The sequence below is a fragment of the Streptomyces sp. Q2 genome (genome assembly GCF_056820935.1).
In genome coordinates, this window is the sequence record NZ_JBXEJE010000027.1 from 45700 (window position 1) to 57633 (window position 11934).

Below are 11934 nucleotides of genomic sequence, written 5' to 3' on the forward strand. Positions count from 1 at the left end.
CACCTCCTTGGCTTTCCCCCTACTTGGGCGCCTTCGTGCCTCCCGGTCCCCGCCCCTTGCGTTCGGAGTTGCCCGGAGCGGTGTCCGCGGGCGCCGAGGCGGTGGCCGTGGGGGACGGGGTGGCGGCCGGGGCCGTGGACGACCCCGCCGAGGGCTCGCCGGACTGCTTCTCGTCCGGGGAGGCGCCGGGCCCCGAGGTGTCCACCGAGGCCGCCGCCTCGCCGGGCGCCGGACCGCCAGGCCCCGAGGTGTCCGGGGAACCGGAGGACGCGGGCCCGGCCGAGGAGGACGAGCCCCCCGGCCCGGTGGCCTCGTCCGGCGCCGACCGCGTGCCACCCTCCGTACCCTGCGGTCCGTCCGAGGAGGAACCCGAGAACGAGAACCCGGCGATCAGGGCCACCGCGGACACCGCCCCCGCCGCACCGGCGGCGACCACCACCCGACGCGAGCGCCACCGGCTCGGCTTCCGCCGTGACCGGCGGTGCCCCGGTCCGGGACTGCGGACCGGCACCAGCTCGGCTCCGGCCGGCGGCGCGCCGACCGCCACCGGCCAGGCGTCGGCCACCGGAGGCAGTTCAGCCGTCTGGTCGTAGGCGTTCTGCCAGCCGTGCGCGGCGGCCGGGTCGACGTACTCCTCGTACGGGGGCGTCGACCCGACCTGCGGGAGATACACGCTCGGCACCTCCGGCGGCGCGCCGACCGCACCCGTGCCGTGGGCGCCCGGCGCGCCGTCGGCGCCGTACGCCTCGTTCTCGTACTGAGGTGGCCTGGACATGGGCGCGCATTGTAGGGACGGGAGGGGTCGCTGGGACAGCCGTCGGCGATACCCACCCAAACCGCCGCGTCTCACGTGGCGGAAAACACGACGCGGAGAGCGTTACCGGGCCGTAAGCTCCCAGACATGCAGGTGATCCAGTCGACCAAGCTCGCCAACGTCTGTTACGAGATCCGGGGCCCGGTTCTCGAGGAGGCGATGCGCCTGGAAGCGGCAGGGCACCGCATCCTCAAGCTGAACACCGGAAACCCGGCCGCGTTCGGCTTCGAGTGCCCGCCCGAGATCCTGGAGGACATCCTCCGCAACGTCTCGTCGGCACACGGCTACGGCGACGCCAAGGGCCTGCTGGCCGCGCGCCGGGCGGTCGTGATGCACAACCAGACCCTCGGCATCGAGACCGACGTCGAGCACGTCTTCATCGGCAACGGCGTCTCCGAGCTGATCGTGATGGCGATGCAGGGCCTGCTGGACGACGGGGACGAGGTCCTCGTGCCGACCCCCGACTACCCGCTGTGGACCGCGGCCGTCTCCCTGTCCGGCGGCACCGCCGTGCACTACCGGTGCGACGAGCAGTCCGACTGGATGCCCGACCTCGCGGACGTGGAGCGGAAGGTCACCGACCGCACCAAGGCGATCGTCATCATCAACCCGAACAACCCGACGGGGGCCGTGTACGACGAGGCGATGCTGCGAGGGCTCACCGACATCGCGCGCCGCCACAACCTGCTGGTCTGCTCGGACGAGATCTACGACAAGATCCTGTACGACGACGCCACGCACATCCCGACCGCCAAGGTCGCCCCCGACCTGCTCACCCTCACCTTCAACGGGATGTCGAAGGCGTACCGGGTCGCCGGGTACCGGGTCGGCTGGATGTCGATCTCCGGGCCGCGCGCCCACGCCGACTCCTACATCGAGGGTCTGACGATCCTGGCGAACATGCGCCTGTGCGCGAACATGCCGGGCCAGCACGGAGTCGTCGCCGCGCTCAGCGGGCGGCAGACCATCAACGACCTGGTACTGCCGGGCGGGCGGCTGCGGGAACAGCGGGACCTGGCGTACGAGCTGCTGACACAGATCCCGGGCGTGAGCTGCGTGAAGCCGAAGGGGGCGCTGTATCTCTTCCCGCGCCTCGACCCGAAGGTCTTCAAGATCAAGGACGACCGGCAGATGGTCCTGGACCTGCTCCGGCAGGAGAAGATCATGGTCGTCCAGGGCACCGGCTTCAACTGGCCCGAGCCGGATCACTTCCGGGTGGTGACCCTGCCGACGGTGGCGGACCTGCGGTCCGCGATCACCCGGATCGGCCGGTTCCTGGACGGATACGGCCAGCCGTGACAGCGGCTTTGGGGTCCGCTCAACTTTAGACGGAATCTAAGCTAGGATGGTTTCCTGAGAACACAGGAGGCCATCCCATGTACGAGCCGATCCGCACCAAGTCGGTCCACAGCACGATGGCCGGCACGACCTCCGACTTCCCCCACCACACCCGTGAGGAAGAGCTGGACATCCAGCTCGCGGGCCATCTCGCCGCGCTGCTCACCGTGACGGACGAGCTGCGCTCGCTCGCGCCGTCCGCCGACCTGGACACCGCGGCCGACCGGCTCGCCGAGCAGGTGACCCGGCTGCGGGGAGGCCGCCCGCCGGCCCGAGCCCCGCTCACCGACGTCGACGCCCGCACCAACCTCGCGCCCGTGCACCGGCGAGCGCATGCCCTGGCGGGCCGCGCGCTGGTGGTGGCCGCGTCCCGCGCCGACACGGCGGCGGCGATCCTGTCCGCCGAGCGGATGGACGCCCACGCGGCGGCCCTGGAGCCGCGCGAGCTCGCCGCCCACTGAGCCGTACGGCTCCCCGAAACGGCCCCGGTCCGCGTGCACCCGCAGCGACGCGCGGACCGGGTGCCATGGCACTGCGTTGGCTTGAGCGGGGTTTTTTGTTGTCGCCGGTTGCGAAGTGCCGGTTGGATGCGGTGCGCTTCGCCGTAGGGGTCCCCGTTGTCTTGCGGCTGCCGGTGATTCGTGGCTTGTCGCGCAGTTCCCCGCGCCCCTTGGGGGCGTTGCAGTGCCCGGGCAGGAATGACATCTCCCGCTGGTTCGCGTCGTGGCTTGTCGCGCAGTTCCCCGCGCCTCTTGAGGGCGTTGCAGTGCCCGCTGGTTCGCGTTGTCTTGCGGCTGCCGGTGATTCGTGGCCTGTCGCGCAGTTCCCCGCGCCCCTTGAGGGCGTTGCAGTGCCGGGGCAGGTATGACACCTCCCGTTCATCCCCCGCGCCGGGGAATGTTGGGTTCCGCGAGCACTCTCCCCCTGTGAGACGAATCGTGGGAATCGTCCTCGCGGTCCTGCTGGTCGGCGGCGTGGTGGCAGCCGTCGTAGCGGGCCGGGACATCGAGGACAGGAGCACGGCAACGAAGACCGTGCGCGCAGTGATCGGATCGGAGAAGGCGGAGTTCTTCGCCGATCCCGACGTGGTGAAGGCCCTCGCCGCCAAGGGCTACACCGTCAAGGCCGAGACCTCCGGGTCCTGGGCCATGGAGGGCTTGGACCTCAAGGGCTACGACCTCGCCTTCCCGTCCAGCCAGGCGCCCGCCGCCGAGCTCGCCGCGAAGTACGGGATCAGGCAGCCGCTGCCGCGGCCCTTCTACTCGCCGCTCATCGTCGTGGCCCATCGTGGCGCCGCCGAGGTGCTGGCAGCCAACGGCCTCGCCGCCCTCGACAGGAACCGCGGCACCCTGAGGATGGCCGCCTATCTCGACGCCGCCGAGCGCGACCGGACCTGGCAGCAGCTCAAGGGCGCCGAGAAGTACGGGGAGCTGACCGGCACGCTCTACGTCGCCTCCACCGCCCCCGAGACCTCCAGCTCCGGCGCCCTGTACCTCGCCGCCGCCTCCTATGCCGCCGCCGGCGGCAAGGTGGCCGCGAGTGACGCCGACGTCGCCCGGACCGCGCCCCTGATGCGCAAGCTGGTCAGCGTGCAGGGCGCCCAGCAGTCCAGCACGGACGCGGCCTTCCGGGACTTCGTCAGCGGTGCCGGCAACCCGCTGGTACTGGTCTACGAGTCGCAGGTCGCCGCGCTGCTGGGCGAGGGGCGGGGCGTCGACGACCTGACCGTCCTCTACCCGGACACCACCGCCAACAGCGACCACACCGTCGTACCGCTCACGGAGAACGGCCGCGCACTCGGCGAACTCCTCGCCGACGACCCGGCGTTGCGCGAGCTGGCTGTCCGGCACGGGTTCCGGCCGCAGGGCACGACCGCCGAGTTCACGAAGGCCACGGCCGCCCACGCCGCCTACCTCAACCAGACACTGACCGGGATCCGGCAGGCGCCCGTGCCCACCTCCGAGGTGCTGCACGCGATGGCGCGCCGGGCGAGCGGACAGGGGGACGGCACATGACCGACGACACCTTCACCCTCACCCCGCCCGAGGTGGTCACGCCCGTGCCCCGGGAGAAGGCCGGCGGGCTCGTCCCCGTCGACGACAGCGTCCGGACCGGCATGGCCGAGAAGGCCGCCGCGTATGTCGAGGGTCTCGCCGCCCTCGACGCCCGCTCCCCCGAGTTCGCCGGCAAGGTCGGGGAGATCACCGCGCTCGGCGCCGGCGAGATGCGCAGTGCCGCCGCGCAGTCCAACCGCATGCTGGAGCGGACCGTGCGGAGCCTGCCCGCCAAGGGCGGGGACGCGCAGTCGCGGGTGGCGGGTTCGCTCGTCGAACTGCGGCGGGTCGTCGAGGACCTGGACCCGCGGGACCTGCCCGCGGCCAAGGGGCGGAAGTTCCTGTCCCGGCTGCCCGGCGGCAACAAGCTGCGTGATCACGTCGCCAAGTACGCCTCCGCGCAGGGCACCCTGAACACGATCGTGGGTGCGCTGCGCGGCGGGCAGGACGAACTGAGGCGTGACAACGCCGCGCTGCAGACCGAGCGGGTCCGCCTGTGGGAGACCATGGGCAAGCTCCAGGAGTACGTCGTGCTGACCGAGGCCCTGGACGCAGCCGTCGAGCAGCACATCGCCGGCGTGGAGGCGACCGATCCGCAGCAGGCCGACAGTCTCCGTGCCGACGTGCTCTTCCCGGTCCGGCAGAAGCACCAGGACCTGCTCACCCAGCTCGCGGTGTGCGCGCAGGGCTACCTCGCCATGGACGTCGTACGACGCAACAACGAGGAGCTGGTCAAGGGCGTCGACCGGGCGGCCACGACCACGGTCGCCGCCCTGCGCATCTCCGTGATGCTGGCCTCCGCGCTCGACCACCAGAAGAAGGTCGTCGACCAGGTCAACGCCCTGCGCGGGACGACCGAGGACCTCATCCGGGGCAACGCGGAGATGCTCGCCACGCAGAGCGGCGAGATCCAGCGGATCGCCGCGGACCCGGCAGTGGGGGCCGAGACCCTGCGCACCGCCTTCCAGCAGATCTACCGGACCCTCGACGCGATCGACACCTACAAGGTCCGGGCGACCGAGGCGATGGCGGCGACCGTGGAGTCCCTGACCTCGGAACTCCAGCACGCGAGCGATTATCTGGAGCGCAGCCGGTCGCAGGGTGCGCTGGACGGCGGGCTCACATGAGACGACGACTCACCGCCTTCCTCGCGGTGGCCCTCCTGACGGGCTGCACCGCGGCCCCGGAGGGGGACGACACGGGCGCCCCCGAACCCGGCACCCTGCGCGTCCTCGCCTCCAGCGAGATCGCCGACATGGCCCCGGTCCTCGACCGGGTCGAGAAGGACACCGGGATCAGGGTCCGGCCCACCTACCTGGGCACTCTGGACGCCGTGGAACTGCTGGCGCAGGGCAAGGCGGACGGGAGGTACGACGCCCTGTGGCTGTCGTCCAACGACTACCTGCGCCTGCGTCCCGACGCGGCGAAGAAGGTCGTGTCCGAGACGCCGGTCATGTCGAGCCCGGTCGCCGTGGGCGTGAAGCCGGCGACCGTCCGGGCGCTCGGCTGGAAGCCGGACGACGTCACCTGGACCCAGGTCGAGCAGGCTGTCCGGGACGGGAAGCTGACGTACGGCATGACCGATCCGGCCCGCTCCCACTCCGGTTTCGCCACGCTGGTCTCCGTGGCCTCCGCGCTCTCCGGCGCCCAGTCCGCGCTCACGGACGCCGATGTCTCGAAGGCCACGCCCCGGCTGAAGGAGTTCTTCCAGGGGCAGAAGCTGACGTCGGGGTCGTCGGGCTGGCTGGCGACGGCGTACGAGCGGCGCGGGACCGTGGACGCCCTGCTCAACTACGAGTCCGTCCTCAAGGGCATCCCGGGCCTCACCGTGATCCGCCCCCGCGACGGGGTCGTCACCGCCGATTACCCGCTCTCCTCCCTCGCGGCGACCGACGCCGGCACCCGCGAGGACGTCCGCCGGCTGGCCGAGGCCCTGCGCACGCCAAAGATCCAGCGCGAGATCACCGAGCGCACCCACCGCCGCCCGGTCGTCGCCGCCGTGCCGCCCGCGCCCGGCCTCGATCCCGCCCGGCGGCGTGAGCTGCCGTTCCCCGGCAGCCGTTCCGTCGCCGACGGCCTGCTCGACTCGTACGAGAACGAGCTGCGCCGCCCGTCCAGGACCGTCTACGTCCTCGACACCTCGGGCTCGATGGAGGGCGAGCGGCTGGCAGGGCTCAAGGACGCGCTCACCGACCTCACCGGCGACTTCCGGGACCGCGAGGAGGTCACGCTGATGCCGTTCGGGTCGCGGGTGAAGAGCGTACGCACGCATGTGGTGGACCCGGCGGACCCGCGGGCCGGTCTCGACGCCATCCGCGAGGACACCGAGGCGCTCACCGCCGAGGGCGACACCGCGATCTACACGTCGCTGGAGAAGGCGTACGAACATCTCGACGCCGGACGGGACACCTTCACGTCCGTCGTGCTGATGACGGACGGCGAGAACACGGCGGGCGCGAAGGCGGCGGAGTTCGACGACTTCTACGCCGGGCTCGGCGCCGCACAGCGGGAGACGCCCGTCTTCCCCATCCTCTTCGGCGACTCCGACCGCTCCGAACTGGAACACATCGCCGAGCTGACCGGCGGCCGCCTCTTCGACGCCCGGCAGGGCTCGCTGGACGGCGCCTTCGAGGAGATCCGTGGCTACCAATGACCTGCTCGGCTACCTCGAGTCCCGCAAGAACATCGCCGGGAGCGCCTGCGGTCTCGCGGGGCTGGCGCTGACCTTCGCCGGGGTCGCGGGCCCGTACTGGCCCGTGGTCGTGGTGGGTCTGTACGGCGCCGGGGCCCTGATCGCGCCGCCCGAGCGGCCGCCGCTGCCGGACTTCCCGGACCCGTCGGCCCAGCTGGAGGAGGTGCGGACCGACTTCGACCGGCTGGTGTCCTATCTCGCGGACGTCGAGCTGCCGCCCGCCGCCGCGGGCCGGCTCACCGAACTGACGGAGCTGCTGGCCGCGCTGCTGGACCCCGGCTGGGTAGCCGAGGTGCTCGCCCAGGACCCGGAGGGCGTGCACACGCTGTCGCGGACCGTACGCCAGGACGTTCCCGAGGCCGTCGACACGTTCGTACGGACCCGGTGGTGGACGCGGCTGGCGCCGGGCCAGGAGTCACCGGAACGGCATCTGGAGCGGCAGTTGACGCTGCTGCACGAGGAGGCCGAGCGGCTGGCCGCGGACCTGCGGGAGACGGAGGCCCGGCGGCAGGAGTCGCACACCCGGTATCTGGAGGACCGGTCGCGGTGAATGGGCGAGGGCCGGCCGTCGCTCTTCCGTCGAGGCGGACGGAAGAGCGACGACAGGCCCAGGGCCCCACACGTCGTTGTGCGGAACCTCGCCGGTACGGGGTTGCGCGAAGGTGCTGTCACCGCGGCCGGCCGTGACGATGTTGCTGGTCAGGGCACGATCGAGCCGGCCGCGGTGGCTCGGGAGGGCCGGCTCAGCCCAGGCGCTGCACCAGTGCGCGGTACTCGTCCCACAGTTCCTTGGGCGTGTGCTCACCGAAGGTGTTCAGGTGCTCGGGGACCAGGGCGGCCTCCTCGCGCCAGACCTCCTTGTCGACGGTGAGGAGGAAGTCGAGGTCGGACTCGGACAGGTCGAGACCGTTGGTGTCCAGGGCTCCCTTGGCCGGCAGGATGCCGATCGGGGTCTCGACGCCCTCGGCCTTGCCCTCCAGGCGCTCCACGATCCACTTCAGGACACGGGAGTTCTCGCCGAAGCCGGGCCAGACGAACTTGCCCTCGTCGTTCTTGCGGAACCAGTTGACGTAGTAGATCTTCGGGAGCTTCGACTGGTCCTTGCCCTTGGCGACGTCGACCCAGTGGCCCATGTAGTCGCCCATGTTGTAGCCGCAGAACGGCAGCATGGCGAAGGGGTCGCGGCGCAGCTCGCCGACCTTGCCCTCGGCGGCGGCGGTCTTCTCGGAGGCCACGTTGGCGCCGAGGAAGACGCCGTGGTTCCAGTCGAAGGACTCCGTCACCAGCGGTACGGCGGTGGCGCGGCGCCCGCCGAAGAGGATCGCCGAGATCGGCACGCCCTTGGGGTCCTCCCACTCGGGCGCGATGATCGGGCACTGTGAGGCGGGGGTGGTGAAGCGGGCGTTGGGGTGGGCGGCCGGGGTCTCGGACGCCGGCGTCCAGTCGTTGCCCTTCCAGTCGGTGAGGTGGGCCGGAGTCTCCTCCGTCATGCCCTCCCACCAGATGTCGTTGTCGTCGGTGAGGGCGACGTTGGTGAAGACCGAGTTGCCCCACAGGGTCTTCATCGCGTTGGCGTTGGTGTGCTCACCGGTGCCGGGCGCGACGCCGAAGAAGCCGGCCTCGGGGTTGATGGCGTACAGGCGGCCGTCCTCGCCGAAGCGCATCCAGGCGATGTCGTCGCCGATGGTCTCCACGGTCCAGCCGGACACCGTGGGCTCCAGCATGGCGAGGTTGGTCTTGCCGCAGGCGCTCGGGAAGGCGGCGGCGACGTACTTCGACTCGCCCTGCGGCGGGGTCAGCTTGAGGATGAGCATGTGCTCGGCGAGCCAGCCCTCGTCGCGGGCCATGACGGAGGCGATGCGCAGGGCGTAGCACTTCTTGCCGAGCAGGGCGTTGCCGCCGTAGCCGGAGCCGTAGGACCAGATCTCGCGGGACTCCGGGAAGTGGGATATGTACTTCGTGGAGTTGCACGGCCACGGCACGTCCGCCTCGCCCTCGGCCAGCGGCGCTCCGAGCGTGTGCACGGCACGCACGAAGAAGCCGTCGGTGCCGAGCTCGTCCAGGACCGCCTGGCCCATGCGGGTCATGGTGCGCATGGACACGGCGACGTAGGCGGAGTCGGTGATCTCGACGCCGATCGCCGAGAGGTCCGAGCCGAGGGGGCCCATGCAGAACGGGACGACGTACATCGTCCGGCCCTTCATCGAGCCGCGGAAGACGCCCTTCTCACCGGCGAAGATCTCCCGCATCTCGGCGGGGGCCTTCCAGTGGTTCGTGGGGCCGGCGTCCTTCTCCTGCTCGGAGCAGATGAAGGTGCGGTCCTCGACGCGGGCGACGTCAGTCGGGTCGGAGGCCGCGTAGTACGAGTTGGGGCGCTTGATCGGGTCGAGTTTCTTGAAGGTGCCCTTCGCGACGAGCTCCTCGCACAGGCGCTCGTACTCGGCCTCGGATCCGTCACACCAGACCACGTTGTCCGGCTGGGTCAGTTCTGCGATCTCGTTCACCCACGAGACGAGTTCCTTGTGGGTGGTGGGGATGACGGGGGGAGCCGCGATGTCGCGCGCCACGATTGCTCCTAAATGAGGGATTTTGTCCTTAGTTGCCCCGTGGGGGCCGCGACCCGGATGCTTCGCAGCGTCGATTCCCTCTGGCGCTCATCCGGTGTCGACCGCACTCATTTGATCATCCGACGAGTTCGCCCATCTGTCCAGAGGGGCGTACAGATGAGCGGAGTGAGGATCGCCACGTGTAAAATTCGCGTTTTGCGTCCACATGGGATTCAGCTGAAGGTCCCTTGGAAGTCCGCCACCGGAGCGAGATCGGCGGGAGGTGCGCCAAACCTCCGTGAGACGATGGCCACTCCGGGCCGACCAACGGGTCGCCCTGACCCGCAACTTACGGTTCCGTAGGTACGATGCCTCGTATGACTGCGTCCGTCCCCGACGCGACCTCGGACACCCCGGCCGCAGGCCGCGGTCCCGTCGCGACTTCCCTGCCGCACCCGGTCAAGCCCAAACTCCGTGGTTGGCTGCACCTGGGTATGTTTCCGGCCGTACTCATCGCGGGCCTGGTGCTCACCGCCCTCGCCGACTCCCCCAGAGGCCGCCTCGCCTGCGGGATCTTCGCGCTGACGGCCTGCCTGCTCTTCGGCGTGAGCGCGCTGTACCACCGGGGCGACTGGAGCCCGCGCATGGACGGGATCCTGCGCCGGCTGGATCACGCCAACATCTTCCTGATCATCGCCGGCACCTACACCCCGCTGACGATGCTGCTGCTGCCGGGCGCCAAGGGCCAGTGGCTGCTGTGGAGCATCTGGGCGGCGGCCGCGGCGGGCATCGCCTTCCGCGTCTTCTGGGTCGGCGCCCCCCGCTGGCTCTACACGCCCTGCTACATCGCGATGGGCTGGGCGGCCGTCTTCTTCCTGCCCGACTTCATGCGCAGCGGCGGCATCGCGGTCCTCGTCCTGGTGGTCGTGGGCGGCCTGCTCTACAGCGCGGGCGGAGTGATCTACGGCATCAAGAAGCCGAACCCGTCACCGCGCTGGTTCGGCTTCCACGAGGTGTTCCACTCCCTGACCCTGGCGGCGTTCATCGCGCACTACGTCGGCATCTCGATGGTGGCGTTCCAGCACGGCTAGCCCTTCCGACCGGAGACAGCGGCCACGGCTCGTCAGCCGTGGCCGCTTTTGCGTGCCCATTTTGAGAGTCACTCTCATTTGGACGGCGCTGCCGCCGATGACCGACAATGACCCTCATGACGCCCGCACGCACCTCTTCCCCCACCGACCGTCCCCAGCTGGGACTTCGCGAGCGGAAGAAGATCAAGACCCGGGCGGCGATCCGCGGCGCGACGTACGCGCTGATCGACGAGCAGGGGTACGACGCCACGACGATCGAGCAGATCGCCGAGCGCGCCGAGGTGTCGCCGTCCACGGTCTTCCGCTACTTCCCCACGAAGGAGGACATCATCCTCACGGACGAGTACGACGCGATCCTCCTGGAGGAACTGCGGGCCCGGCCGGCCGACGAGCCGTGGCCGGACTCCCTGCGGTACGTCATGCGCAAGGCCATCGCTCTCGGGGCGGCCGAGGAGCCCGAGGTCACCCGGCTGCGGTCACACCTGATGGTCCAGGTGCCCGCGGTGCGCTCCCGGATGATGGAGAGCATGTCCGTCACCGGCAGGCTGCTCGCCGCGGCCGTCGCCGCCCGCACCGGCCGCGCGGAGGACGGCCTGGAGGTGCGGGTCTACACGATGTCCCTGATCGGCGGCCTCGCGGAGATCTCCCTGTACTGGGCCGAGAACGACTTCCGGGACGACCTGCGCGAACTCCTCGACCGCGCCCTGGACGTCCTCGAACACGGCCTCACCCGGGAGAAGTCCTGAGAGCCACGGATGTACACCTGATACATTGGTAACATGACTGAACCGGTGATCGCACCCATGGCCGACGTCCGCAGGCACCTGGCGGATGTCATAGACCGCGCCCACAGGGACGAGACCCCCACGATCATCACCCGGCGGGGCAGGCAGGAGGCCGTCGTCCTCGACATCGACGAGTACCGCCGTCTGCGTGAGCTCGCGGAACAGGCCGAGGACGCCTGGCTGAACCGGTTGGCCGACGACGCGGAGTCGGAGGGGTCAGAAGGGTCGGTCTCCCTCGACGAGATGGCCGCCGCGCTCCGCACCGCCCGTCCCTGATCCCGATGGGGTACGTCACGCGGTTCACGCCGCACGCCCAGCGGGACATGCTCAAGATCCCCCGCCCCGACGCCGTGCGCATTCTCTACCGGCTCACCGAGCTACAGAGGGCGCTGGACGCCAAGGACACGGCCGCCTTCGACATCAAGGCGCTCCAAGGGCACAACGCCCGCTGGCGCCTGCGGGTCGGGGACTACCGAGTCGTCTACACCGTCGAGGACGGCCGCCTCTTCGTATGGGTGCTCGCGGTCGCCCATCGACGCGAGGTGTACCGCGGCCTGTGAGCACGGCCTCCCCGGGAAAACCCCTGAGGCCGGCGCCCGCGGCCGTGACATCCT

The 11934-nt window shown here is 70.5% G+C and carries 12 protein-coding genes; 10 read left to right on the forward strand and 2 right to left on the reverse strand.

Annotated features, from left to right (window positions below; translation table 11 throughout):
• Positions 1–19: 19 nt before the first annotated feature.
• The gene (locus tag ACWBNA_RS28725) at positions 20–775 is read right to left on the reverse strand and encodes a hypothetical protein (protein WP_482707412.1); all 756 of its coding nucleotides are present in this window, start codon (positions 773–775) and stop codon (positions 20–22) included.
• A gap of 126 nt (positions 776–901) precedes the next feature.
• On the opposite strand from ACWBNA_RS28725, the gene ACWBNA_RS28730 reads away from it, so the two are divergent.
• From ACWBNA_RS28730 to ACWBNA_RS28755, 6 genes are all read left to right on the forward strand, one after another.
• Positions 902–2113, forward strand: coding sequence for a pyridoxal phosphate-dependent aminotransferase (locus ACWBNA_RS28730; protein WP_482707413.1), 1212 nt, complete (start codon positions 902–904; stop codon positions 2111–2113).
• Between the two features lie 77 nt (positions 2114–2190).
• Complete coding sequence (locus ACWBNA_RS28735) at positions 2191–2613, forward strand: SCO4983 family protein (RefSeq protein ID WP_482707414.1); 423 nt, start codon at positions 2191–2193, stop codon at positions 2611–2613.
• Between the two features lie 465 nt (positions 2614–3078).
• Positions 3079–4167 carry a hypothetical protein gene (locus ACWBNA_RS28740; RefSeq protein ID WP_482707415.1) on the forward strand — a complete coding sequence of 363 codons (1089 nt, stop codon included), beginning with the start codon at positions 3079–3081 and terminating at the stop codon, positions 4165–4167.
• Positions 4164–5333 carry a toxic anion resistance protein gene (locus ACWBNA_RS28745; RefSeq protein ID WP_482707416.1) on the forward strand — a complete coding sequence of 390 codons (1170 nt, stop codon included), beginning with the start codon at positions 4164–4166 and terminating at the stop codon, positions 5331–5333. Before ACWBNA_RS28740 ends, ACWBNA_RS28745 begins: the two co-directional genes overlap by 4 nt.
• The gene (locus ACWBNA_RS28750; RefSeq protein WP_482707417.1) at positions 5330–6859 is read left to right on the forward strand and encodes a substrate-binding and vWA domain-containing protein; all 1530 of its coding nucleotides are present in this window, start codon (positions 5330–5332) and stop codon (positions 6857–6859) included. Before ACWBNA_RS28745 ends, ACWBNA_RS28750 begins: the two co-directional genes overlap by 4 nt.
• Positions 6846–7448, forward strand: a complete 603-nt coding sequence (locus tag ACWBNA_RS28755; protein ID WP_482707418.1) for a hypothetical protein — start codon at positions 6846–6848, stop codon at positions 7446–7448. Before ACWBNA_RS28750 ends, ACWBNA_RS28755 begins: the two co-directional genes overlap by 14 nt.
• Positions 7449–7641: 193 nt before the next feature.
• On the opposite strand, the gene ACWBNA_RS28760 is transcribed toward ACWBNA_RS28755, so the two are convergent.
• Entirely contained in the window at positions 7642–9465 is a 1824-nt protein-coding gene (locus ACWBNA_RS28760; RefSeq protein ID WP_482707419.1) for a phosphoenolpyruvate carboxykinase (GTP), read from the reverse strand.
• 356 nt (positions 9466–9821) lie between these two features.
• Between ACWBNA_RS28760 and trhA the strand changes: the two genes are divergently transcribed.
• The 4 genes from trhA (at position 9822) to ACWBNA_RS28780 (ending at position 11880) form a co-directional block, all read left to right on the forward strand.
• Positions 9822–10535 (forward strand): PAQR family membrane homeostasis protein TrhA, encoded by a 714-nt coding sequence (gene trhA, locus ACWBNA_RS28765; RefSeq protein WP_482707420.1) that lies wholly within the window; start codon positions 9822–9824, stop codon positions 10533–10535.
• Positions 10536–10651: 116 nt separating this feature from the next.
• Entirely contained in the window at positions 10652–11281 is a 630-nt protein-coding gene (locus ACWBNA_RS28770; protein ID WP_482707421.1) for a TetR/AcrR family transcriptional regulator, read from the forward strand.
• A 33-nt stretch (positions 11282–11314) separates the two neighbouring features.
• Positions 11315–11596 carry a type II toxin-antitoxin system Phd/YefM family antitoxin gene (locus ACWBNA_RS28775; protein WP_482707422.1) on the forward strand — a complete coding sequence of 94 codons (282 nt, stop codon included), beginning with the start codon at positions 11315–11317 and terminating at the stop codon, positions 11594–11596.
• 5 nt (positions 11597–11601) lie between these two features.
• A complete protein-coding gene (locus ACWBNA_RS28780) occupies positions 11602–11880 on the forward strand; it encodes a type II toxin-antitoxin system RelE family toxin (protein ID WP_482707423.1) in 279 nt (92 codons plus the stop codon).
• Positions 11881–11934 lie beyond the last annotated feature (54 nt).

Coding starts and splice junctions, on each gene's coding strand:
- ACWBNA_RS28725 (WP_482707412.1), bottom strand. CDS start 775: ATGTCCAGGCCACCTCAGTACGAGAACGAGGCGTACGGCGCCGACGGC.
- ACWBNA_RS28730 (WP_482707413.1), top strand. CDS start 902: ATGCAGGTGATCCAGTCGACCAAGCTCGCCAACGTCTGTTACGAGATC.
- ACWBNA_RS28735 (WP_482707414.1), top strand. CDS start 2,191: ATGTACGAGCCGATCCGCACCAAGTCGGTCCACAGCACGATGGCCGGC.
- ACWBNA_RS28745 (WP_482707416.1), top strand. CDS start 4,164: ATGACCGACGACACCTTCACCCTCACCCCGCCCGAGGTGGTCACGCCC.
- ACWBNA_RS28750 (WP_482707417.1), top strand. CDS start 5,330: ATGAGACGACGACTCACCGCCTTCCTCGCGGTGGCCCTCCTGACGGGC.
- trhA (WP_482707420.1), top strand. CDS start 9,822: ATGACTGCGTCCGTCCCCGACGCGACCTCGGACACCCCGGCCGCAGGC.
- ACWBNA_RS28770 (WP_482707421.1), top strand. CDS start 10,652: ATGACGCCCGCACGCACCTCTTCCCCCACCGACCGTCCCCAGCTGGGA.
- ACWBNA_RS28775 (WP_482707422.1), top strand. CDS start 11,315: ATGACTGAACCGGTGATCGCACCCATGGCCGACGTCCGCAGGCACCTG.
- ACWBNA_RS28780 (WP_482707423.1), top strand. CDS start 11,602: ATGGGGTACGTCACGCGGTTCACGCCGCACGCCCAGCGGGACATGCTC.